Below are 23,378 nucleotides of genomic sequence, written 5' to 3' on the forward strand. Positions count from 1 at the left end.
ACGGATAGAAGGTTGTTCGTTCAGTCGAAATGAACGCACTTTTAAATCAGCCGGACAGTCTTTTGAAACAGAGAAAGGAATGGATTATAAGCAGAAGCGGTTGACAGACTCCATAGAAGGCCCGGTCATCTACCCTGAGCGGAGTCGAAGGGCCGACCGGGCGTTCTCATACCGAATCTCATGCGGGATTGGCTGGAGGGTCGCCGGCCTCGGCGACTAGACGGCGAGGCCGCCGTCCCTCCATGTGAGAAGCCGGATCTACGGGCGAATACGCCCTAAGTTCCGACATTACTATCTACGGCGTATCATTCGTTACATGCTCTATAGCACTTAACAATTGAGATGCCGTGCGATTCGCTTGTAGGACGCGCTTCCCGTATTCGGGAGCGTGTGTGCTCCTGCCCGTGCATGGGACACAAGCTCTCTGGATACAGAGAAGCTCGTCCTACAAAATATGGGTGCGGCATTTCATTCGTGAAATGCGCTAGTGTCTTCGCGGCCTGCGGTGAGCTTGTCGAACTCGCTTTGCGAGAAACAATTCCACTCAAAGTAATTTTGTATAAGGCCAGTACAGCCGGAACTCAGGCGAAGCCGTGGATCCGGCTATTAACGTCAGGAAGCCGGATCTACGGGCGAATACGCCCTAAGTTCCGGCTTTATCTGGATTCGCAGAACTCAATCCAGTCGAGCTGGGCTTCGGCGTTTGAGCCGGTGTACTGGCTGTTGCAGGAAATTCCGATGCCGATGCGCTCCGGAATCGCGCCGAACGCTTTTTGGAAATCTTCGGCGAGGTTCCGCTCTTCAACAAAAAAAGTTTTTCCATCGGCATGGCTTTCGTCGCGGAGCGCGAACCATTTAATCGAAACGGTTCCTGCGGCGTACCGCGCAACGCCGTCCGCGCCGGACGGCGGCTGAGTTTCCCAGCGGTAGGCAATGGACTGTTGTTTGAACCGGCTTCCGGAGCTGATGTAGAGGCCGATGGCCTGGTCGTCCTTTTCCGGGTCGCGGCCGTCGGCTCCGGTCGGCAGAACGGTGACCCTCCAGCGCCAGCGCAGGATCGGCGTTTTTTTCAAATCAACATTCAGGGTGCTTCCCGATAATAGCGAGGCGGTGGCTTTGCCGGCGGTCATCGAAAGCCAGCGGTGGCCGGGCTGTTCCGGGTCGTTCTGAATTTTGAAGACAGCTTCCCGGGTGAACGGCTTGCCCTGCACGTCCCAGCCGGACGGGATGGAATCGAACGTGATGCGCTGGGCGGAGGCGGGAGAGCAGAACAGCGCGCACCCGCAAAGTACAGAGTATGCTGCTGTTTTCATTCCGGACTCAGGTTCGGGAGGAGCGCTTTCTGCCGACGGAACGGAAGAGGAATGCCAGAACGGGCCGTCCGGCTCTTTTCCGCACCAGCAGTTCGGCCAGCGGGGCGATCAGAAAATAGATGTAGGCCCAGATCACCATGGCGGTCAGACCGAAAACGACAACGGAGCCGACCACGACGCAGACAAAAACAAAACTGAGTATGCGCGGTTCGCCGGATACACAGCGGCGTACATGCGGGTAGGGGACGTCGCTGATCATCAGCAGTCCGGTGAGGAAGGCGTATCCCAGCGAGCAGTAAAAAAGCAGGTGCGGGCCGAGGGCGAGTCCGGGGAGAATCAGGCCTGCGCTGTAAATCATGCTGGCGCCGGCCGGCGACGGAAGGCCCATAAAACAGCCGTCATCTTTTCTGCCGGTGACAGCCAGTGAGTTGTAGCGCGCCAGCCGCCACAGGGTGCATCCAAGATAAAACAGGGCGACGGCCCAGATCATCAGTACTCCGCCGGGAGACGCTTCGGAACAGTTGCGGCGGATGAAAACGAAAACCGTCACCGCCGGAGCCGCGCCGAACGAAATGGCGTCCGCCAGAGAATCCAGATTGGCGCCGTGCAGGCTTTTGGCGTTCAGCAGCCGTGCCGACAATCCGTCGAGGGTGTCGAACAGCATGGCGCCCAGCAACAGCCAGATGCAGGCTTCCGGCAGCGCTTCGCCGCGGGCATAGCTGGCAATCGCATAGACAATGGATGCGAATCCGCAGAAGGCATTGCACAGCGTGATCAGGCTCGGTATCGGGTTGAACCGGCGGGCGTCAGATTCAGTAAGAGGTTCGTTCATAATCAAAAATCAATTTTCAATCCGGCCCATCAGGGTGCTTCCGGACCGGACCTTGTCACCGATCCGGACGCAGACGGTTATGCCGCTTTCGCCGGGGAAATACAACTCGGTACGCGATCCGAATTTGATCATTCCGTAAATCTCACCTTTCTTCAAAACGGCGCCGGGTTGCGGAATGCAGACAATCCGCCGGGCGATTGCGCCGGAAATCTGCCGGATGGCGACCGGAAATTTCCTGCCGCCAGCCGAACCGGTTCCGGCGATGAGGAGAGATTCGTTTTCTTTGGCGCACCGGTTGTCGCGCGCATCCAGAAACCGGCCTTCTTTATACTTCCGGTATTTCACTTCCATGTCGCACGGCGCACGGTTTACATGTACGTCCAGCACGGAGAGGAAAATCCCGATGCGTGTCAGTTTCTGTCCGGCGAAAATTTCAATGCCGTGATCTTCGACCTCTTCGATGTCGCGCACCACGCCGTCGGCCGGCGAAACCAGTGCCGCCGGATCGGCAATGATTTTGCGATCCGGAACGCGGAAGAAGGCCGCGACGGCCAGCCATAGAAGCCAGGTGATTCCCAGCAGAACGCACCCCGCCGTCCGGCTGACATTTATGGCCAGCCAGCCCCAGGCCAGCGACAGCAGCAACGCAATCACCGCGCCGCCCAGCCATTCTCTTAATCCATGTTTTGTTAGTTTCATCTTAAAATCTCCTCTGTTTTCCGGCGGTTCATTCTCAACTCTTTTCGCCCGGCCCGTCGCGCCCGGTAGCGCCGCGCCATTTCTGTTGTGAGAAAATATCCCGGCACCGCCGACAATAGGCCAAAAAGTATGCCGCCCGCCAAAAAGCAGGCAACCAGTTCGCCGCCCAGCGCCCACGCCGTTTTCATAGACGGATTATGAAGAGCGTCCAAAACCATCCGTTTAATCAGCTCATACGACAGCGGATTTCCGATGATGAAGCTGCCCAAGTAACACTGGACGGGATAAACCACGGGCATGTTGAGGGGATTGGTGACCCATGTAGCCAGTAGTGCCGAACCTTTTGCGCCGCGAAACAACAAGGCCAGCAGAAGGGCCAGCGGCATCTGACCGATGGGCGTTATGAAGGCTGAAAACAAACCGGACGCGACACCGCGTCCAACACTTTCAGGAGTGCCCGGATGCCGCATCAATCGCAGGTAGAATTTTAACGATTTTCCCGACCGTTTACGCATAACCCTCTCTCTGAAAAACAGCGTAGCGAGTTTTTAGAATATTGGAACTTCGCACTTCGTTTTTCGCCCGGTTCGCTGGTGTTGTAAGTTTCCGATCTTAGTCATTGCTTCGCCGTGCCCGGTAGCGCCGCGCCATTTCCGTTGTGCAAAAATAGCCAATGACCGCCGCCAGAGAGCCCAAAAGCAGTCCGCCTGCCAAAAACGAAGCCAGCAGTTCGCCACCCAGAGCCGCCGCCGTTTTCCAGGACAGATTGTCAAAAAAATCCATGACCAGCTTCTTAATCAGCGCATACGACAGAGGATTTCCGACGATGAAGCTGCCCAGATAGCATTGGACGGGATAAACCACAGAAAGCGTGAGCGGATTGATAATCCAGGTCGAGAGGACAGCGGAGCCGCGCGCTCCGCGCACCAGCATGGCCAGCAGAAATGCCAGCGGCATATGACCGGCCGGGATGATGAAGGCTGAAAACAGCCCCGCCGCAACGCCGCGACCGACACTCTCAGGAGTGCCCGGATGCCGCACCAACCGCAAAAAAAACATCAACCACTTTCCCGGCCGCTTACGCATAACGCTCTTTCAAAACGGGGAACATAGCGGAGTTTTTATCCTCCTGCAACGTCGTAGCATGGCGGATGGAAACATTTGGAACCTTCCGTCGCAGAAAAAGGTTCCAATATTCGGGGAAACCGGTTCTTATGGTTTCCATGGATGAAGCAATCAGCAGCGAAATGCGCACCGGCGTGGTGGCGGTGGTCGGGCGGACGAACGTCGGCAAGTCCACACTGCTCAACGCGCTGGTCGGGGAAAAGGTGAGCATTGTCAGCGATACGGTGCAAACCACGCGCAATATTATCCGCGCCATCCTGACGGAGCCGCGCGGACAGCTTGTCTTTCTCGACACGCCCGGTGTTCACAAGGCGATGGGCGAGCTGGGGAAAAACCTCAACAAGATGGCGCGTTCCTCGGTGAACGGCGCCGACGCCGTACTGCTGGTGCTGGACGCTTCGTCCAAACCCTGGCAGGAAGACGACGGCTGGATGCGTCGCCTCGCCGCCGAAGCAACTCCCTGCCTGATTCTGCTCAATAAAACCGACATGGGTACGGCGTTCGTTGAGGAATACCGGGCGCTATGGAAAGCGATTGCGGCAGAAAAAAATACGACGATTCAACCGGTCTGGATTGAAGGTTCGGCGCTCAAAGGCGGCGGAATGCCGGAGCTGACCGCCGCGCTGTTTGCCATGGTTCCGCAAGGGCCGCCGCTTTTTCCGGAAGATATTCTCACCGACTATCCGCGCAAACTGAACATGGCCGACGTCATCCGCGAAAAACTTTTCGAGCGGCTCCACGACGAACTGCCGCACTGCGTCGCCGTCTGGGTCGAGACGATTACCGAAGGAGAAACCGAGTGGAAGGTTGATGCCGATATTTATATTGAGCGCCATTCCCAGAAAGGCATCGTCATCGGAGAAAAAGGCCGTCTGCTCAAGTCGGTGAAACATCACGCCGAAAAAGAGCTGGCGGAAATGTACGGTCTGCCGGTTCGCCTGAGTCTCTGGGTGAAAGTCGAAAAAGACTGGCGGAAGAACTTCTGGATTCTCAAGAAGCTCGGGTACGCATAAAAAAGCCGCCCCGGATTTCGAGGCGGCTTTCTGAACAAATTTGCGGGAAGTTTATTTTCCCAGCAGTCCGCCGATACCTTTTTTGATGGAGTCTGCTGCGCCTTTAGCAGCATCCGTGGCGCCTTTGGCGGCGTCGGTGGCGACTCCGCCAGCGTCTTTGAGCGCTTTTCCGGCGGCGTCACCGACGGAAGAGGCGGCTTCAACAACGGCTTTGGTGATGGAGTCGAATACTTCCGAGATCACTTCGGCCGGATTGGCTCCGCCGGACTGTTTGCCGATATCTTTCATTTTAATATCCGGCAGCGGCAGGGTCATCGTCTTTCCGCCCAGCGCGGTGATGGTCATATTGACTTTGGCTCCGTTGAGCTGGAAGTCTTCGATGATGACTTTCTTGGCGGCGCCTTTTTTCTTTTCCGGAGCCGGAGCGGCTTCGGCTTTCGGGGCGGCGGCCTGCTTCGGCGCAAGATTTTCCTGAAGGGTGCTCAAGTTGCTGGATTTCAGACCCTTTTCGTAAGTGATCTGCGGCGCATTGATCAGAATCTGCTTGATGACGATGGTGTCGCTGAGGAGCGAAGACATGGCGATATCTACTTTGAATTCGCTAAGCTCCATGGCGCTCGGCGTATTGAATCCCTGCGGATTGCCGATGACGAGGCCTTTGATATGCACCAGTCCGCTAAACGGATTGACTGTGACTTTGGCAAGCTGGATTGGAACTCCGGCCAGTTTCGGCCCCGCCGTCGTCACGGCTGTTTTGATGATCGCTCCGAGGGAGAGCATCAGGACAACAATCAGAACCAGAATAACCGCACCTGTGATCAGTAGAATTTTCTTCACTTTCTTCATCTCCGCAATTCCTTTCTTTGCTGGGTGCATTTTGAAGTTCTTTATCCGTCCGGACAAGCCTGAACTCCGGACAAAATAAAAGCCGCCCCGGATCCGGAGCGGCTTTTCCTGTGAGGAGGAATCAAGGGCTACTTGTTGTACTCCTGACCGTTGTAATAGACGATTTCGTCATTGACGGCAAACAGCTTGGCCTTGGTGAAAACCAGATGTTTTTTGCGGGCCTTATCGCACTTTATGGCGGCATTCTCTGCGGCCTCTGCAAGAGTTGTGCGGCTGTGGTCATAACCGAAAGCCCACTGTCCGTTCGGATCCACAGCAAGGACCATTACTTTCTGGCCGGGCAGTTCTTTGTATTGAAGGAAAACCGGGTTGAACGCGGTTGGCGGGGCAAGGCGGGTTTCGTACGTTTTGGAAGCACAGCCGCAAACCGTCGCAAGCAGTGCGGATAAAAGAGCAAACCGGATGAGTGTTTTCATGAATTTCTCCCGTTGAGTTGACAGCCCGAAGCAAAACTTAAAACGGCTTTGGAGTCAACGCTAAAGCCGGTTAGAGGCGGGTCAAACGCTATTGCTTCTCAATGACTGCGGCACCGAAGGTGAAGCCGCCGCCGAACGCGGTGAGGCCGACGAGCGCGTCTTTTTTCATTTGCGGCATCAGCTCAACCAGCGCGAACGGGATGGTGTTCGACGAGGTGTTGGCGTATTTGCGGATGTGGTTGAACATTTTTTCCGGCGGGCAGTGGATCGTTTTGCGGATCGCCTCGATAATCCGCTCGTTGGCCTGATGCGGCACAATCTTATCGAGCTGTTCGACGGAAATGTTCCGGTTTTTGCAGGCTTCAGCCAGAATATCGATCATCTTGCGCACGGCGATTTTGAAGACGGTAAGGCCTTCCATTTCAATTTTTTCGCCGGTTCCCATGTGCGGAACATAGAGCACCTTCTGATCGACGCCGACGGCTGAAAGAACGGGACGGTTGACCAGTACGTTGACGTTGCCGCCGCGCGGTTCGCAGGAAACGAGCGAAGCCGTTGCGGCGTCGCCGAAGAGCGCGAGCGTCTTCTGGTCTTCATGATTGATCATCGGTGACAGCGTTTCGGCTGAGATGATGAGGACTTTCTTCGACGGATCATCGCGCAGAATATCGACTGCGTTCTGCAAAGCGTACATATAGCCGGCGCAGGCGGCGCTGACATCGTGCGCCTGCATCTGAACTTCGCCCTTTGGCGGGCTGAGTTCTTTGAGAACGCGGCAGGCGAGCGACGGGGTCATCATCAGCGGTGTGCCGGTCGAGCAGACGATGGCGTCGATATCGGCCAGCACCAGTTTTTCCATTTCCAGCAGGTCGCGGACGGCTTTGACGGCCAGCGTTTCGACGTTTTCGTCGCCGGTAATCCAGTAGCGGTTTTCGCAGCCGGTGCGTGAACGGATTGCTTCGGAATCCCACTCGCCATGTCCCTGTAACAGCTCTTCGTTTTTTATGTGGCGCGAGCCGAGTACCGTGGCGATAGAGGAGATGATCGCCGGCTTATGTTCAACCGCCGCCCGTTTTTCCAGAACGGCCGCCGCCCGTTTTTCCAGAACCGGTGTACCGGGATCGTCCTTGGTGACCGGTTTTTTGATCAGGCTGACTTCTTTGGTGACGATACGGGCGAGCGGCGTGCCGACATCGACCGAATCGCCTTCGGCAAGGAACAACTCCTCGACCGTGCCGCTGACCGGCGATGAAATTTCCATCGTTGCTTTATCGGCTTCAACGGAGGCGAGCAGTTCGCCAGCCTCGACCGCCTGTCCCGCTTTAATGTGCAGTTCGGTGACTTTGACCGTTTTATCGGACGGGCTGGAGCCGATGGCGTTGACGGTGACGGAGCCTTCGGCTTCTTCGACCGGCTTCTGCCACGTCAGCGAATAGCCGAGCAGTTCGGCGGCTTTGCCGAGCACGGTGCGGAAGGAAGGCAGGACTTCAATCTGCGTTTCAAAAAGGTAGGGGATGTAGGTGTCGTGCCGCGTGACGCGCGCCATCTGCACCGGTACGTTCGCTTTTTCGGCGACGGTGGCCAGCACTTCACCGCCGAACCCGCAGGTGTGATTATCTTCGTGGACGACGAGCAGTCGGCCGGTTTTCTGTGCGGAGGCGATGACGGCGTCCTGATCCCACGGAACCAGCGAGCGCAGATCAATCACTTCGACAGATGCTCCAGCGACTTGAAGCGCTTCGGCAGTTTTTTCGCACAGCGGAACCGTACTGCCCCAGCTGACAATCGTCAGGTCGCGGCCCGGACGGGTGACGCGCGCCTTGCCGATCGGCACGAACTGTTTTGATGCGTCGGCAGCGGCGGTGACGGAACGGTCGTTGATCAGATTTTTCGGGAAGAGAAAAACGGTCGGACGTCCGGATTCAAACGCGGCGTTGAGCAGTCCGGCGGCATCCGGCGCGGTGGACGGCATAAAGACGTCGAGGCCGGGAATGTGCGCGAATGTGGCGTCGAAGGTTTGCGCATGATACGGGCCGAGACCGGGGCGGTAGGCGCCGCAAATCGCCATCAGGATCACGGGGCATTCCCACTGTCCGTTGGTACGCCACCACATCGCGCCGAGTTCGGCGGCGATTTGATTGAAAGCGGGCAGCATGAAGTCGGCGAACTGAATACAGGCGACCGGTTTTTTGCCGACCAGCGCCTGGCCGATAGCCGCGCCGACAATCGTGGATTCGCTGAGCGGCGCGTTGATGACCTGTCCGGGGAACGCGGTGCTCAGTCCGCGCGTCAGGCCGAACACATCGCCCTTCGGATCTTCGATATCTTCGCCGTAGAGGTAAACATCGGCGTCGGTGCCGAGGCGGTTGCGGAGTACGGCGCGCATCGCTTCGAGCATGGTGAGCGCGTCGCCGTCAGCGCGGGTTTCGTTTTTCGCGTTGGTCAGTTTTGCCGGCAGCGGCCTTTTGGCGCTAAGTTCCGTTTTGGCGTTCTTCGCTTTGCGGGCGTCGTCGAAAGCGACACTGAGTTCCTGATTTACTTCGTGCTCAATGGCCTTGAGCTGGGTTTCTGGAATTCCTGCGGCGATCAGTTTTTCCGCCAGAATCAGAATCGGGTCGGCCTTTTCGCGCATTTCGCGGATGTCGGCGGCGGAACGGTAAAGCGTGTGGTCGTCGGCGTTGGTGTGGCTGGTCAGCCGCTCGACGTCCAGAACGACGATTTGCGGGCCGCGGGTTTTCCGAATCTTGGAAATCGCGTCGCCGAATACGCGGTGTGTCTCGACGGCATCGGTACCGTCGGCGCGCAGAATCGGCAGACCGTAAAATTCCTTGGCATCGCCGTCCGGCAGAGAGAAAAAGGTGCGGCCCTTGGACGGAGTCGAAAGCGCGTAGCGGTTGTTCTGAACGACGAAGAGAACCGGAAGCTGTGAGCGGACGGCTTCGGCGATCGCTTCAAAAAATTCACCTTCCTGTGTACCGCCGTCACCGATGCCGCAATAGACGATGTCTTTGCCGGTTTTGATGGCTTGCGCCACGCCGACGGCTTGCAGCGTGTTGCTGCCGACGCCGGTCGGCGCGCCGAACAAATTCAGTTTCCGGTTGCAGGCGAAGCCGGGCATATTGCGGCCTTCGGTCGGCGAGCCGGTTTTGCCGAGCAGGTCGAGAAGCAGATCTTTCTGGGTGATGCCGCGGGCAAGCATTAGGGCGCGGTCGCGGTAGTGGCAGTGGAGCCAGTCGGTCGGCGTCAGATGGGGCGCGAGCGCCGCCATGGATTCGTGGCCGGACGAAGGAATATAGAAAAAGGCCTCGCCGCGCTGGGCGGCGTCTTCCTGAACGGCGTCGGCTTTACGCGACGCGAGCATGTGACGGTAGAGGCCGAGAAAAAGTTGGGTGTCTAAAGTTTGCATGTTTTTTAGAGTTAAATCAGGTCGGCATAGTAGGTTGCCGCTCCGGTCAGGTCGAATAAATTTTCCAAGGATTGGGAAATTTGAGACTGTTGGCCCAATGGCTGAAACCAAACAATTTTTACCGATGACGCGGGCGGAGATGAAGGTGCGCGGCTGGGACGAGCTGGATGTACTGATTATCACCGGCGACGCCTATATTGATCATCCGGCGTTCGGCGCGGCGGTGATCGGCCGTGTTCTTGAAGCCGACGGCTGGCGGGTCGGCATTATCGCCCAGCCGGACTGGACGGATGCGGCGTCGCTGACCGTGATGGGCCGTCCGCGCCTGTTTTGCGGAATCACGGCGGGCAATCTTGATTCGATGCTGTCGCATTACACCGCCGCGCGGCGCAAGCGCAAAGAAGATTCCTACACGCCGGGCGGCGCGACCGGCAAGCGCCCCAATCTGGCGGGGATGGTTTATACGCAGCTGGCGAAAAAGGCATTTCCGGGTGTGGTGACGGTGCTCGGCGGAATCGAAGCGAGTCTGCGGCGCACGGCGCATTACGATTATTGGCAGGACAAGCTGCGTCCGTCGATTTTGCAGGATTCCAAGGCCGACCTTCTGGTGTACGGAATGGGCGAGCGGGCGATCCGTGAGGTCGCGAAGCGGCTTGTAGGACAGGGTTGCCGTTCATTGCAGTCACTGCCCCATAATAATGGGGCCACTCTCCCGGCGGTCGAGTCTCTGTATCCAGAGAGCCTGTGCGGCGATAGACACACGCTCCCGAATACGGGAAGCGCGTCCTACAATGCCATTTTGTCGGGAATCCCTGGAACGGCGCGGTTGCTCGGTGGTAAGGAGTCGGTGGAGCAGGACTTTTTAAAATGCATCAAGCTACCGTCGTTTGAGGAATGTCAGGCGGATAAGAAGGCGGTGCTGGAGCTGACGCGGCTGACGGAGCGCGAGCAGAATCCGTTTACCGGAAAACCGCTGATCCAGTTTCATGGCGCGCGGGCTGTACTGATTGAGCCGCCCGCTCAACCGCTGACCTCGGCGGAAATGGATCGCGTTTATGAACTTCCATATCTGCGCTTGCCGCATCCTTCCTATAAAGAGCCGGTTCCGGCGTTCACGATGATCAAGGAATCGGTGACGGTGGTGCGCGGTTGCGGCGGCGGATGCGCTTTTTGCGGACTCGGATTGCATCAGGGCCGTTTCCTGACCAGCCGTTCGGAGGATTCGGTCGTCCGCGAAGTGAATACGATGACGGCGATGCCGTCATTTTCCGGCACGATCACCGATCTGGGCGGGCCGACGGCGAATCTGTACGGCTGCGCCAACGGCGTTTGTGAGGCGTGTAAAGTCTGCCGCCGGGCGAGCTGTCTCTTTCCGAAAATCTGCCCGAACCTTGAGTTGGATGCTGAGTCGGCGATTCATCTGATGAAGCGTGTCCGCGAACTGGCGAAGGTGAAGCATGTTTTCATTCAGTCCGGCATCCGCATGGATGTGGCGCTGCGGAATCCGAAATATATCCGCGAGCTGGCGAAGCACCATGTGTCCGGCCATCTGAAAGTGGCGCCGGAACACATGCATCCGAACGTGCTGAAAAAAATGCGTAAGCCGGGGCCGGAAACATTCTGTGAATTCCAGAAGGTGTTTGATGAAGAAAACCGCGCGGCGGGCAAAAAGCAGTATCTGGTGCCGTACTTCATTTCAAACTTCCCTGGCTCGACCGAGGGCGAGATGAAGGCGGTCGAAAAGTTTGTCCGCGCCGAGGAATGGAAACTTCAGCAGGTGCAGGATTTTATTCCGCTACCGATGACGCCTGCCGCTGCCGTTTATTATACCGGCCTCGACTACGAAACTGGGGAGCCGGTTCCGGTTATTCGCGGGCTGGCGGAACGCCGAACCCAGATGAAACAGCTTCGTCCGCATAGCCGGAAAAATAGATAATCTCCGCTGGTCAGACGACTGTCAAAGTGTGGGTGAAGGGAGCCGAAGAATCGGTGCCGATCGCGAGCCGGAATTCGCCGGGCTCAACTTCCCATTTACAGTTAGCCGTGTAGAAGCGCAGTTCTTTTGCGGTAATCTGGAAGCTCACTTCGGCACTGGCGCCCGGAGCGAGTTCAATACGCTGAAAGCCTTTCAGTTCGCGCGCCGGACGTCCGGTTGACGCAACGGGGTCGCCGATGTAGAGCTGGACAACTTCCGCCCCGGCATATTTTCCAGTGTTGGTCAGTGTCGCGGAGAAGGTCGCTTCGCCGTCGGCCGCCATGGTTGTGGCGGAGAGGCAGGCGTTGGTGAGACTCAATGTGGTGTAGCTGAGGCCGTAGCCGAAACGGTAGAGCGGAGTGAGTCGTTCGTCTTCGTAGCCGCGGTAGCGGTCGAGGAAGGTAGCGGTTTTGCCGACGGTCTTGCGGTTGTAATAGATCGGAATCTGGCCGGTACAGCGCGGCACGGTGATCGGCAGTTTTCCGGATGGGCTGGCCTGACCCAGCAGGACGCGGGCAATGGCGGTTCCGGCTTCGGTGCCGAGACATCCGGCATGAAGAATCGCGGCGGCGTAGATTTCTGCGGCGGGCGACGGCAGGTAGCGGCCGGAGCAATCGACCACAACAAAAGGAAGGCCGAGTTTTCCAAGCGCGGCGATCAGTTCTTCCTGTCCGGGCGGGAGGGCGAGTTCGACGATAGATTTGTTTTCGCCGTTGCGCAGGTGGCTTTCGCCGAGGCAGAGGATGGTGAGTTCGGCCTGACGGGCGGCGTCGATCGTCGCGTCGCTGAAGGCTGCGTTGGCGGTAATGAATTCGATGTTCGGCGCGGCGGCGCGCAGACCGTCGAGGATCGAAGTCACATCGCCCGGGCGTCCGTCAAGGCACCACGATCCGAGGTGTTCGCGGCGGGCTTCGGCGTATGGGCCGAGGACGGCGACTTTTTTCACATCCGGCGCCAGCGGGAGAATCTGCCGCTCGTTTTTCAGAAGAACGACGGACTGAGTGGCGAGTTCGGCGGCCAGTTTTATATGATCGGGGTGGCGCATGACGGTTGCGGCGCGGGCGGGATCGGTGTAGGGATGTTCGAACAGACCGGCGCGGAACTTGGCGCGCAGAATGCGGGCGACGGCCTCGTCGAGCCATTCGACGGGAATCTCGCCGGAGTCGATGAGTTTACCGATTTCACGTTCATAAATGCCGGCGGTCATTTCCATGTCGATGCCTGCGGTGAAAGCGCGGAGTGCGGCCTCGCGCTGATCCTTGGCGACTCCGTGGCCGATCAGATCGAAGATAGAGCCCCAGTCAGAGACGATAAAGCCGTCCCAGCCCAGTTCGGTTTTCAACCAGTCGCGCATTAGAGTGCGGCTGGCGCTGACAGGCGTTCCGCCCAAGTCATTGAATCCGGCCATCATGGTGGCGACGCCCGCTTCGGCGGCGGCGCGGAACGGCGGGAGAATCATGTTGTGGAGCGTGTTGTCCGTCCATTCGGTGGTGTCGTAGTCGCGCCCGCCTTCAGAACCGCCGTACCCGGCGAAATGTTTGGCGCAGGCGAGCAGACGTCCGGGCTCGGCGGGGTTGTCGCCTTGAAAGCCGCGGACAGCGGCTTTTCCCATTTCTGAAATAAGAAACGGATCTTCGCCGAAGCTTTCGATGACGCGGCCCCAGCGCGGGTCGCGGACAAGGTCGAGCATCGGGGAAAACGTCCAGTGGATGCCTTCGCTGGAGGCTTCGGCGGCGACGGCGGTCATAGCGCGCTCGATCAGTTTCGGATTAAAACTGGCGGCCTGACTGTGAGGAATAGGGAATACGGTGCGGTGTCCATAGATCACGTCACGGCCCAGAATCAGCGGGATTCCGAGGCGGGACTCTTCGATGGCGACGCGCTGCATGGCGTTACACTCTTCAAGATCAAGCGCAGATCCGTTGTCGTTGCCGGCCCAGGCGGTTTCCGCGCCGATGCGCGAACCCCAGCGGCCTTTGCGGAGACCTTGCGTCAACTTTTCCGGGTCGTGTTTGAAAGAATCTTTAAACAACTGGACGATTTGTCCGAGTTTTTCCTCGCGGGTCATGCGTGCGAGCAGGTCGGTGACGCGAGTTTTAACAGGAAGACCAGAATTCTTATAGGGTGCGCTCATAGTCGGGTCGTACTCCAGAGGTTGGTGCTGATAGTGCCGGTAAGCTACGCAAAAGGAATTTCGCAGGCAAGGCTTCGTTTCTCAGCAATCACCGGAACAGTTTATGGAGATGTTGGCGCTTTTAAACACCGGAAAAACAGGGTACAACAAGCCTGTTTTTACAGGGGATTTTTTATGGGCAAAGCCAATGTTAATTTGATCTGCGATATCGCCGAGCTGTCGTCGCTCTTTGAGAAGAGCAGCAGTCTCGACGATTTCCTGCAAGCCGCCGTGAGTGTGGTGGCTTATCACATGCAGTCGGCGGTTTGCTCGATTTATATCTATGACGACAAGGAACGGATGCTTACGTTGCGTGCTACGCAAGGGCTAAGTCCGGATTCGGTCGGCAAGGTGAAGCTGCGGCTTGGACAGGGTTTGACCGGGCTCGCCCTTAAGGAATTGCGCGCAATCCGCGAAGCTCGCGGATATCTCAGCCCGAAATACCAGCCGGTTTCCGGGATCAACGAGGAAAAATTTCAGGCGTTTCTTGCCGTGCCGATCCGGCGCGGGTTGACCCGCGTCGGCGTGCTGGCTGTACAGGATCCGGAGCCGGACTACTTTGATAAAAAAGACGAGCGGGCACTTGGCGCTATTGCGGCCCAGCTTGCCGCCGTGATCGAGAACGCCACGTTATTGCAGGAATTGCACCGGCGGGACGAAGTTGTTGTAAAGCCGCAGACGAAAACGGTGCCGAAGATGATAAAGGGCCGTCCGGCCAGCGGCGGCGTGGCGAAGGGCAAGGCGACTTTTATTATTTCAGGACGCGGCGGATCGTTTCAGGTTCCGTCCGGCGTTCCGGAAGGGTTGACCGTTCAAAATTTTGACCTCGCACTGGAACAGACCGAGCAGCAGCTTAAGGATCTGCAACGCAAAGCGGACGAAGAGCTTTCCGATGTGGCTCAGCTGATTTTCAGCGCGCACCTGCTGATTCTGGCGGACGACGAGTTTTCCGGAGAAATCCGGCGGCGCATCGAGAATGGCAAGCCGCCGGTCGAAGCGATCGTTGAGCTGGTGAACCGCTACATTCAGATTTTTTCCGCCAGCTCGAATCCCCGGCTGCAGGAAAAGGTGCATGACCTCAAAGATCTGGGTCACCGCCTGCTCGAAAATCTGATCGGCGGCGGACGTGTTCACGGTGATTACAGCGGACAGATCATTGTGGCGGACACATTGTTGCCGTCGGATATCCTTAAGCTGGCCACGGAAAAAGCCGAAGGCTTCATCGTGCAGGGCGGGGTGACTTCGCATAACGCCATCATCTGCCGCTCACTGCAGAAGCCGATGGTGATGATTGATCCGCAACAGCTCGAACTTCTCTGCGAATCGTGCGAACTGCTGATGGACGGCGATCAGGGGTCTATTTATGTCCGCCCGTCGGACGACGTACTGAAAGAATATGCCGAACACAGCCGCACGGTTGAAGCGCTGGAAAAAGCCCCGTCAGTCAAAGCGGAAACCTTTACGGCGGACGGCACGCGTATTCAGCTTTTCGCCAATATCAACCTGCTGAGCGATTTGAAGCTGGCGGAAAAGTTCCGTACCGAGGGAATCGGGCTTTATCGCAGTGAATTTCCGTTCATCATTCGCAATGCGTTTCCGTCTGAGGAGGAGCAGTATCAGGTGTATGGCCGGATCGTAGAAGCGATGGGCGGGCGCGAGGTGACGTTCCGGACACTGGATATCGGCGGCGATAAAGTCCTTTCCTATCAGGGCGAAGCGGAAGAGGCCAACCCGTTTCTTGGTTTGCGCGCCATCCGTTTTTCACTGCTGCACAAAGATATTTTTTCGGAACAGCTGCGCGCGTTTCTGCGCGCCGGGGTCGGCGGCAATACGCGGATCATGTTTCCGCTGATTTCGTCGCTCGACGAATTTATTGAAGCCCGCGATGTGCTTTATAGCTGTATGCGGGAGCTGGATGAGCGCGGCGTGGTGTATAATCGCAGTACAAAGATCGGCATTATGGTGGAACTGCCGTCGGCGGTCGAATTGATCGAGGATCTTGCCCGCGAGGTCGATTTTGTGTCGATCGGTACCAACGACCTGATTCAGTATATGCTGGCGGTTGACCGGACGAACGATCAGGTGTCCAAGCTCTATCTGTCGCATCATCCGGCTATTCTGCGCGCGATCGAGCGGGTTGTTTCCGTGGTGAAAAAACACGGGAAAGATGTTTCCATCTGCGGCGACATCGCCATGGATGCTAAGATGATACCGTTTCTGCTAGGAGTGGGCATTACGAAGTTGAGCTTGGCACCGCGCCGGGCGCACGACGTTCAGCAGGTGATCGAAAAGGTCAGTATGGAGAAAGCTGTTTATACAGCCCGCCGCATGTTGGTCGCCGGTCGTGTCAGCGAAGTTGAGGCTATTATTAACAGATACAATTTCGCTCCTTAGCAATAAAAAGGAACAAAATTGTTTGTTATAAGGCGGCTGTTTCCATAATAGGTATTACGGAATAAATTTCATTATCAATTAATATCGAATGAGTTACATTAAAATCTGTCTCCAATAAATAATATCGGCATAACTTTTGCTTTAAGGCATACCGAAGTACAAACAGATAGGAGTGTTGTATGAGGAAGAAAGTTATGTTTGGCAGAGCCGGTCTGCTCTGCGGTTTATTCGGCATCATGATGATGCTTGCGGGAAGTGGATACAGTCAGGATGTGGTGGCTGAAGCAGTTAGCGCTGTTGCTCCGCCGGCGGTGGTCAATACGGGTGATACGGCGTGGATGCTGATAAGCACGGCGCTGGTTTTCCTGATGATCCCTGGTTTGGCCTTCTTTTACGGCGGTCTGGTCCGCAAAAAGAATGTCCTTTCAATCCTGATGCAATGTTTCGTGGTCATCTGTCTGATCACGCTGCAATGGGTGCTGTTCGGGTACAGCCTGGCCTTCGGCCCGGATGTGAAAGGGTGGATTGGCAATCTGAGCTGGTCTTTCCTGAAGGGAGTCGGTGTGGAGCCGTTCACCGGTTATGCCGCGACGATTCCGCATTCGGTGTTCATGATCTTCCAAGCCATGTTTGCCATCATTACACCCGCGCTGATTCTCGGCGCCTTTGCGGAACGGATGAAGTTTTCGGCGTTCTGCGTGTTCATGCTGCTGTGGTCGACACTGGTGTACGATCCGGTTGCTCACTGGGTCTGGGGTCTGGGCGGATTCCTGTCGCGCTTTGACGCGGCTGGCAATGCCGTGGCTGGAGCGCTGGACTTCGCTGGCGGTACCGTGGTGCATGTTAACGCAGGGATCGCTGCCCTCGTAGCTGCGCTGATGCTAGGAAAGCGCGTTGGATCGATGTCTCCGCCGCACAACCTTCCGTTCGCTGTATTGGGCGCGGGGCTGTTGTGGTTCGGTTGGTTCGGGTTTAATGCCGGCAGCGCGCTGGGGGCCAACGGACTGGCAGGAAATGCCTTCGTAGCGACTCATGTGGCCGCCGCTGTCGCCGGGCTGACCTGGGCAATCTGCGATTGGATCTATCACAAGAAGGCTACAACGCTGGGTATGATCACCGGTGCGGTTGCAGGGCTTGTGGCCATTACACCGGCTTGCGGATTCGTATCGCCGATGAGCGCCATCTGGATCGGTGCAGGCGCTTCGCTCATCTGCTTCATCGCCGTTACGTTCATCAAAGCTGTATTCAAATATGACGACACATTGGACGCCTTTGGTGTCCACGGTGTGGGCGGTATCTGGGGCGCGCTGGCAACCGGTATCTGGGCTGAGAAATCGGTCGGCGGATTCGACGGTCTGCTGCACGGCAACCCGGGACAGTTCCTGATTCAGCTCAAAGCCGTTGCGATCACGGTGGCTTATTCGCTCGTCGTGTCGTTTATCCTGCTGAAGCTGGTGGACAAATTCATGGGTCTGCGTGTTACCGAACACGAAGAACGGGTGGGGCTGGACCTGACTCAGCATAAAGAAGCCGGCTACACAACAATCGACTAACGGAAAGGAATATAACCATGAAATACATAGTCGCAATTATTCAACCCGACCGGCTGGACCCGGTTCTGGACGCGCTTGAGAAAGCAGAAATTCATCTGGTGACCGTTTCGACAGTGATGGGCCGCGGCCGGCAGAAAGGCATTGCCGCAGTTTACCGCAGTCACAAGGAGGCGGGCAGCCTGCTGAAAAAAGTGAAGCTGGAAATCGTCGTCAACGAGGACTTCGTAAAGCCGACGCTGGATGCCATTACCGAAGGTGCGCGCACCGGAGAGATCGGGGACGGAAAAATATTCGTTCTGGATCTGAAGGACTGCATGCGCATACGGACCGGCGAAACCGGCGCAGTAGCGATCGGCTGATGAAGTTGTAAAAGAATGCGCCCGTGCGGCCGGCACGGGGAAAGAGGCCGACGGGCGCATCGGAAAAAATTGAAAGAAAAGGAAAACAGGAACATGAAAAAAAGAATAATGATGATAATGGCTGCGGGGCTTGCCGCAGGGGTTGTTCATGCGGCTGATGTGAGCGCTACGGCAGACTTTGCCAGCGCTTATATCTTCCGCGGAGTAACGCTCAATGACGGACTCGTATTTCAACCCGGAGCAAAAATTTCCGGGTTCCCGATTCCGGCAGAATATGGATCCATCGCGGTCGGCACCTGGGCGAACTACGACATCGGCGACTACGGTGGAACGTTGGAGAAAAAGTTCTCGGAAATCGACTACTACGCAACTTACACGTTGCCGGTCAAAGTGGTTGATCTGAGCGCAACCTACACCGAGTACACATACCCCGGCGGCGCGGCTACCGACAAAGAAGTTGCGTTGAGCGTCGGCAAGGGGATTGGTGATACCGGTCTGTACACCTCGCTGACCGCTAACTACGGTCTGGGCGGTGCGGTGGATCAGAACTGGTACATTCAAGGCGCTCTCGGTTACACGAAAGCTCTGACCGAAACGCTGACATTCACATCAGGAGTCACGGTTGGCTATGCCATCAAAGACGTCGGGGATGACGGTTTTCAGGACGGCGTCGGCAAAGTCGGCCTGAGCTATGCGCTGACCAAGAACTGGGCGATCAACGGTTCACTGAACTATGTTGCTCAGCTGGACGACAATGTACTGCCGGATGCCACTAGCGGCGTTCCCGGTTCAGGATACGACACGCCGGTCTATGGAACGCTCGGCCTCTCCTGTACCTTCTAAGATCGCAGAAGGTTCTCACAGAAAGAACCCGCCCCGGATTTCCGGGGCGGGTTTGTTTTTTACTCGGAGCGCGGATCTTTGCGGAACGGTTTGTCCTGCTATATTTCCGGCATGGTGAAGGTATCGCCGGTTTCTCTGATCCACTGCACCAGCCGGTCGTGCAGACGTTTGCGTTCCACTTTATACCGTGTGTTATGAGCCATATTGGCCAGCTCATAGGGATCGTCGTTCAGGTTGAACATGAGCCACGGCTGGTGTTCCAGCACGACGTACTTCCAGCCGTCGGTCGTGACAATTCCCCGCCATGCGCGATCTGTGCTGTCCGCATGACAAGTGGGGACGACAATTTGAAGAAAAGCCGAATCGGGCATTTCCGGCAGCTGTTCCCGGTCGTCCAGATAGATAGGGGAATAGTCGTAGCCGCGCATCCATGTCGGAACTGTTAATCCGCAAAGACCCAGCGTTGTCGGCGCGATATCCACATGGTTGATCACCGCGTCCGATTTCCGTCCACCCTGCTGTGTAAGCCGGGCGGGGCCGCTGATGATGAAGGGGACCCGGACAGACTCTTCCCACGGGCACGTCTTGTAATGCTGGCCGTGAGATCCATGCATATCGCCGTGGTCGGAGAAGAACAGAATCACAGTGTCTTTATCCAATCCGGTTTCTTCAAGAGCCTTGCGAATCCGCCCGACATTCCAGTCGAGGTTTTCGATTTGTGCGTAAGCTCCCGACAGATCGCGACGGGTACGTTCGAGAACGCCGGGTATGTTCGGAACATTCGGCCGCAGCTTTAGGTCTTCGGGTTTGTGTTTTTCCATATATTCCGGCGGAGCCACGTTCGGATTGTGCGGAGGCTGCACCGACAGTACGGCAAAGAACGGTTTGTTCTGTTTGGAATCTCTTTGCTTGAGGAAATCAATCATGTAGTCGGTCAGACAGTCCGATTCGTAGCCGGGGAGCAGATGGTGTTCGACGTTGGAGCCGTCTTCCATATGGCCGTGAACCCAGCAGTCCCACTGGCTGTTGTTATTTTCGTATCCGATCCACGTATCGAATCCTCCGCGCCGTTCCCGCGGAATAATGTGCATTGCGCCGCGCCGGTCGAAGTTTTCCTTGAATCCGTCGAGGTGCCACTTGCCGAAGTACGCGGTCTCATATCCTTCTGCGGCAAAAGCATTCGCTACGGTCGGTACATTTTGCGGCATAGGATCCTGATGGCCCGGCACGCACTCGTGGGGGTAAAGACTGGTAATCAAAGAGCCGCGGAACGGACAGCAAAGAGGAGACCCGGACACGGCCCGCGTGAAATTCACTCCCTCTGCGGCCAGCCGGTCTATTTCAGGCGTTTGAAGGTTCACGTTGCCGTTACAGCTCAACGCATGAGCCGGATGCTGATCGCCGAAAATCCAGATTGCATTCACGGGAATCTCCTTGGTTTGAACTAAAAGCAATGGCGCGAAGGCTATCTATTTCCCGTTGACCGTAGAAGTCCAAATTTTTCCGGCGATAAAACAAGCGGAAGAAGTTTGCCGTCCGGTTCCGGCATGACATATCTTTTCCGCCGTCGGGGCGATGGCCCAAACATTAGATTCCGCAAAACATCCGCAGTTTAGGGAAAACAAAATGGACAAAAAGCCGGTTCTTGTCATGCCAACCACACACTGGGATCGCGCCTGGTACTGGACGTTTCAGCGCTTCCGTGTTCGTTTGATTGATCTGATACAGGCCATGCTCACCCAGTTCCGGCTGCACCCGGACTACCGGTTCGTGATGGACGGACAGACCGTCCCGCTGGAGGACTATCTGGAAGCCTGCCCGGAAGACCGGAAAGAGATTGAGCAGCTCGTCAAATCGGGCCGCCTGCAACTGGGGCCGATGTACACGCTTCCCGACCACTACTGCACCGGCGGCGAGTCGCTCATTCGGAACCTGCTGACCGGCAGCGAACTGGTTCGCCAGCTCGGCGGCACTCCTCCGCGGATGCTTTACCTGCCCGACTCTTTTGGATTTCCGGCGGACCTGCCGACGGTCGCCGCCGGCGCCGGGTTCCAGCAAATCAGTTTTATGCGCGGAACTTCCGGCTGCGTGCCGCATGAACTGCGCATGTTCATCTGGGAAGGTTCCGACGGCAGTCCGGTGCAGGTATTCCGCCTGCGCGACGGCTACGCCAACGCGGCCCACCTCGGCAGTGCGCTGCCCGGCCGGATTCAATGGGCTTACGATCATGAAAAAGCAGTCGAGCGGCTGATTGCCGCCGCGACACAGCAGGATGACGCTCAGGGTTCGCCCCGGCTTCTGCTGGCGGGCGTCGACCACATGATTCCTCAGCCGCAACTGGATCAGGCGATGAAAGACGCCACCGCCCGCAGCGGGTTTAATTTCACCTACGCCGTGCTGGACGATCTGGCTTCGGGCGTAGAGAAAAAGGAATCAGGCGACTGGTTGCGTTATCGCGGAGAATTCCGCGGCACCGGGTGCAGTCACATTCTGGGCGGCACGGTGTCTACGCGCATTCATCTTAAACAGACCAATGCGGATGTGGAGCGTCTGCTGACTCATGTGGCGGAACCCGCAGATGCACATTGCGCTCTGCTGGGACGGCTCGACTCAACCGGCAGCGTATTGCGCACCGCCTGGAAACATCTGCTCAAGACGCATCCCCACGATGATATCACCGGATGCAGTGTCGATAAGGTGCACGAGGACGACGAATACCAGATGGATGAAGCGTTTGACGCGGCCGATGCCGTGCGCCGCCGGATGTCCGATGTTCTCCAGCACCGTTTTGGCGGACGGCGCGAAGGCGACCGCCGGTACGGATTCATACTGGTCAATCAGCAGCCGTTTCGTCGCCTGTGTCAGGCCCGTATCACGATGGATTTCGAAGGCTTCGAAAAATGGGGCGACGCTCCGCCGCCGGAATTTTACGCCGTTGTGGACGAAGCGGGCCGGGAGATTCCGTTTGTTGAACTGCGCCGGGGCCGCTCGATTGAACATCCTCACCGGTTCGCCGAGATTGAGCTGATGACGGAGCTGGATCCGTTTGCACCGATCCGCTTTTTTATGGAGCCTCGCGAAGTCTGGCCGCTGACGGCCATGACACCGGACATGCTTGAAAACGATCTGGTGCGTATTGATGTTCACGGAAACGGCTCGTTCGATGTGACCGATAAAGTCACCGGACAGGTTCTGCGGCATGCCGGACTTTTTTCAGATCAGGGCGACTGCGGCGACAGCTATGACTTTTCGGATATCGCCGATGACACCGAGCGGATCTTCGACGGAATCCATTTCGAGCGAAAAATTCTTCCGGGCTGTTCGGGCTGTCAGTGCATGGAGCTGAGAGGAACGCTGCCGGTGCCGGAAGATTCTGACCGGTACGGACGGAGCGGCAAAACGGTTGACCTTCCGGTAACCATTCGCCTGACGCTTTTTCGCGGCGACCGCGAATTGCGCATCAATATGATCATGCTGAATACGGCAAAGAGTCATCGGCTGCGCTGGAATCTGGAACTTCCGTTTCGCACGGATCATACGCGGGCCGGTCAGAAGTTCTGCGAAGTCCGGCACGAAGTGCGCCCTCAGCCGCCGCCAGCGGCGGCCTGCAGCACGCAGGATAACGGAGCATTCAACGCGGCGGAAATGGGGCAGGAGCTGAAAGAGTTCCGGGTGCATCCCGAGTTTACTGCCGACCAGTTTATCGCCGCCGAAAACGCGCAGGGCGGAGCCGCCCTGTTGATTGGTCTGCCGGTGAACTATGAAGTTGTGGACAACGGCGAATCACAGCGGCTGGCTGTTTGCGTCCTGCGGTCAATCGGACTCCTTTCCCGCCGCCGCAACGAAATGAACACCCGCCCGACCATGGCCGGGCCTGACACACCGGTGCCCGGCGCCCAGCTGATCGGACGGCAGATCAATCTCTCATTCGGATTGAGACTGTTCGCGTCAGCGGAATCGGGCGGAGTGTTGCGGGCGGCGTTTCTTGATCGCGCTATCGCGTTCCACGGCCAGATTTCACCGCGTGCTCCGGCATGGGACGGACAAACGGCGGCTCCGGCCGTTCAGTGCAATAACGACGCGCTGATGTTGTCCGCGCTGAAAGTGAGCCACGACCGCAAACACATCGTTGTGCGCCTGCTCAATCCGACAGATTGTGCGCAGACCGGCATCTTAAAAATTGCCGGAGCGCGGCAGCTTGTTCCCTGTCTGCACACCGAGCGGATCGAAGAAGGTGCCGCTCCGGTCAAACGGGCGCGCGGCGGCTTTGCGATTGAAGTTCCGCCGATGGGATTAAACAGTTATCTGGTTCGCATAAAGAAACCGGAATACCGTTACGATTACGAATACGGTTTAACGCTTCCGGTCTAG

17 protein-coding genes are annotated in these 23,378 nt (G+C 57.1%); 7 read left to right on the plus strand and 10 right to left on the minus strand.

What is annotated here, in order from left to right; translation table 11 throughout:
• Nucleotides 1-656: 656 nt before the first annotated feature.
• The 5 genes from HOO88_07180 to HOO88_07200 form a co-directional block, all read right to left on the minus strand.
• Complete coding sequence (locus HOO88_07180; protein NOU36536.1) at nucleotides 657-1,313, minus strand: DUF3047 domain-containing protein; 657 nt, start codon at nucleotides 1,311-1,313, stop codon at nucleotides 657-659.
• 7 nt (nucleotides 1,314-1,320) lie between these two features.
• Nucleotides 1,321-2,145, minus strand: coding sequence for a hypothetical protein (locus HOO88_07185; protein NOU36537.1), 825 nt, complete (start codon nucleotides 2,143-2,145; stop codon nucleotides 1,321-1,323).
• 9 nt (nucleotides 2,146-2,154) lie between these two features.
• The gene (locus HOO88_07190; protein NOU36538.1) at nucleotides 2,155-2,844 is read right to left on the minus strand and encodes a phosphatidylserine decarboxylase family protein; all 690 of its coding nucleotides are present in this window, start codon (nucleotides 2,842-2,844) and stop codon (nucleotides 2,155-2,157) included.
• On the minus strand, nucleotides 2,841-3,359 hold the full coding sequence (locus tag HOO88_07195; GenBank protein NOU36539.1) for a DUF2062 domain-containing protein: 519 nt from the start codon (nucleotides 3,357-3,359) through the stop codon (nucleotides 2,841-2,843). Before HOO88_07195 ends, HOO88_07190 begins: the two co-directional genes overlap by 4 nt.
• 97 nt (nucleotides 3,360-3,456) lie before the next feature.
• Nucleotides 3,457-3,930, minus strand: a complete 474-nt coding sequence (locus tag HOO88_07200) for a DUF2062 domain-containing protein (protein ID NOU36540.1) — start codon at nucleotides 3,928-3,930, stop codon at nucleotides 3,457-3,459.
• A 137-nt stretch (nucleotides 3,931-4,067) separates the two neighbouring features.
• On the opposite strand from HOO88_07200, the gene era reads away from it, so the two are divergent.
• Complete coding sequence (gene era, locus HOO88_07205) at nucleotides 4,068-4,982, plus strand: GTPase Era (protein NOU36541.1); 915 nt, start codon at nucleotides 4,068-4,070, stop codon at nucleotides 4,980-4,982.
• A gap of 51 nt (nucleotides 4,983-5,033) precedes the next feature.
• Here the strand turns inward: era and HOO88_07210 are convergent, their stop codons facing one another.
• From HOO88_07210 to HOO88_07220, 3 genes are all read right to left on the minus strand, one after another.
• Nucleotides 5,034-5,828 carry an AsmA family protein gene (locus HOO88_07210; GenBank protein NOU36542.1) on the minus strand — a complete coding sequence of 265 codons (795 nt, stop codon included), beginning with the start codon at nucleotides 5,826-5,828 and terminating at the stop codon, nucleotides 5,034-5,036.
• Between the two features lie 128 nt (nucleotides 5,829-5,956).
• Entirely contained in the window at nucleotides 5,957-6,304 is a 348-nt protein-coding gene (locus HOO88_07215) for a hypothetical protein (protein ID NOU36543.1), read from the minus strand.
• An 88-nt stretch (nucleotides 6,305-6,392) separates the two neighbouring features.
• Nucleotides 6,393-9,710: a beta-ketoacyl-ACP synthase 3 gene (locus HOO88_07220; GenBank protein NOU36544.1), complete on the minus strand. Its 3,318-nt coding sequence runs from the start codon at nucleotides 9,708-9,710 to the stop codon at nucleotides 6,393-6,395.
• Between the two features lie 97 nt (nucleotides 9,711-9,807).
• On the opposite strand from HOO88_07220, the gene HOO88_07225 reads away from it, so the two are divergent.
• Entirely contained in the window at nucleotides 9,808-11,646 is a 1,839-nt protein-coding gene (locus HOO88_07225) for a YgiQ family radical SAM protein (protein NOU36545.1), read from the plus strand.
• Between the two features lie 10 nt (nucleotides 11,647-11,656).
• On the opposite strand, the gene HOO88_07230 is transcribed toward HOO88_07225, so the two are convergent.
• A complete protein-coding gene (locus tag HOO88_07230) occupies nucleotides 11,657-13,819 on the minus strand; it encodes a beta-glucosidase (GenBank protein NOU36546.1) in 2,163 nt (720 codons plus the stop codon).
• Between the two features lie 174 nt (nucleotides 13,820-13,993).
• Between HOO88_07230 and ptsP the strand changes: the two genes are divergently transcribed.
• The 4 genes from ptsP (at nucleotide 13,994) to HOO88_07250 (ending at nucleotide 19,007) form a co-directional block, all read left to right on the plus strand.
• Complete coding sequence (gene ptsP / locus HOO88_07235) at nucleotides 13,994-16,252, plus strand: phosphoenolpyruvate--protein phosphotransferase (protein ID NOU36547.1); 2,259 nt, start codon at nucleotides 13,994-13,996, stop codon at nucleotides 16,250-16,252.
• A gap of 242 nt (nucleotides 16,253-16,494) precedes the next feature.
• On the plus strand, nucleotides 16,495-17,805 hold the full coding sequence (locus tag HOO88_07240) for an ammonium transporter (GenBank protein NOU36548.1): 1,311 nt from the start codon (nucleotides 16,495-16,497) through the stop codon (nucleotides 17,803-17,805).
• 17 nt (nucleotides 17,806-17,822) lie between these two features.
• Nucleotides 17,823-18,164, plus strand: a complete 342-nt coding sequence (locus HOO88_07245) for a P-II family nitrogen regulator (protein NOU36549.1) — start codon at nucleotides 17,823-17,825, stop codon at nucleotides 18,162-18,164.
• Between the two features lie 93 nt (nucleotides 18,165-18,257).
• On the plus strand, nucleotides 18,258-19,007 hold the full coding sequence (locus tag HOO88_07250) for a hypothetical protein (protein NOU36550.1): 750 nt from the start codon (nucleotides 18,258-18,260) through the stop codon (nucleotides 19,005-19,007).
• A gap of 98 nt (nucleotides 19,008-19,105) precedes the next feature.
• Here the strand turns inward: HOO88_07250 and HOO88_07255 are convergent, their stop codons facing one another.
• Complete coding sequence (locus tag HOO88_07255) at nucleotides 19,106-20,431, minus strand: sulfatase (GenBank protein NOU36551.1); 1,326 nt, start codon at nucleotides 20,429-20,431, stop codon at nucleotides 19,106-19,108.
• 202 nt (nucleotides 20,432-20,633) lie between these two features.
• Between HOO88_07255 and HOO88_07260 the strand changes: the two genes are divergently transcribed.
• A complete protein-coding gene (locus tag HOO88_07260) occupies nucleotides 20,634-23,378 on the plus strand; it encodes a hypothetical protein (GenBank protein NOU36552.1) in 2,745 nt (914 codons plus the stop codon).

It is taken from the genome of Kiritimatiellaceae bacterium, from assembly GCA_013141415.1.
Classification (GTDB): Bacteria; Verrucomicrobiota; Kiritimatiellia; order Kiritimatiellales; family Tichowtungiaceae; genus Tichowtungia.

Excerpts from the sequence above, each read along its gene's own strand:
- HOO88_07190 (NOU36538.1), bottom strand. The coding sequence starts at position 2,844 with ATGAAACTAACAAAACATGGATTAAGAGAATGGCTGGGCGGCGCGGTG.
- HOO88_07215 (NOU36543.1), bottom strand. The coding sequence starts at position 6,304 with ATGAAAACACTCATCCGGTTTGCTCTTTTATCCGCACTGCTTGCGACG.
- HOO88_07185 (NOU36537.1), bottom strand. The coding sequence starts at position 2,145 with ATGAACGAACCTCTTACTGAATCTGACGCCCGCCGGTTCAACCCGATA.
- HOO88_07245 (NOU36549.1), top strand. The coding sequence starts at position 17,823 with ATGAAATACATAGTCGCAATTATTCAACCCGACCGGCTGGACCCGGTT.
- era (NOU36541.1), top strand. The coding sequence starts at position 4,068 with ATGGATGAAGCAATCAGCAGCGAAATGCGCACCGGCGTGGTGGCGGTG.
- ptsP (NOU36547.1), top strand. The coding sequence starts at position 13,994 with ATGGGCAAAGCCAATGTTAATTTGATCTGCGATATCGCCGAGCTGTCG.
- HOO88_07230 (NOU36546.1), bottom strand. The coding sequence starts at position 13,819 with ATGAGCGCACCCTATAAGAATTCTGGTCTTCCTGTTAAAACTCGCGTC.
- HOO88_07180 (NOU36536.1), bottom strand. The coding sequence starts at position 1,313 with ATGAAAACAGCAGCATACTCTGTACTTTGCGGGTGCGCGCTGTTCTGC.
- HOO88_07200 (NOU36540.1), bottom strand. The coding sequence starts at position 3,930 with ATGCGTAAGCGGCCGGGAAAGTGGTTGATGTTTTTTTTGCGGTTGGTG.
- HOO88_07210 (NOU36542.1), bottom strand. The coding sequence starts at position 5,828 with ATGAAGAAAGTGAAGAAAATTCTACTGATCACAGGTGCGGTTATTCTG.
- HOO88_07225 (NOU36545.1), top strand. The coding sequence starts at position 9,808 with ATGGCTGAAACCAAACAATTTTTACCGATGACGCGGGCGGAGATGAAG.
- HOO88_07220 (NOU36544.1), bottom strand. The coding sequence starts at position 9,710 with ATGCAAACTTTAGACACCCAACTTTTTCTCGGCCTCTACCGTCACATG.
- HOO88_07250 (NOU36550.1), top strand. The coding sequence starts at position 18,258 with ATGAAAAAAAGAATAATGATGATAATGGCTGCGGGGCTTGCCGCAGGG.
- HOO88_07260 (NOU36552.1), top strand. The coding sequence starts at position 20,634 with ATGGACAAAAAGCCGGTTCTTGTCATGCCAACCACACACTGGGATCGC.
- HOO88_07195 (NOU36539.1), bottom strand. The coding sequence starts at position 3,359 with ATGCGTAAACGGTCGGGAAAATCGTTAAAATTCTACCTGCGATTGATG.
- HOO88_07240 (NOU36548.1), top strand. The coding sequence starts at position 16,495 with ATGCTTGCGGGAAGTGGATACAGTCAGGATGTGGTGGCTGAAGCAGTT.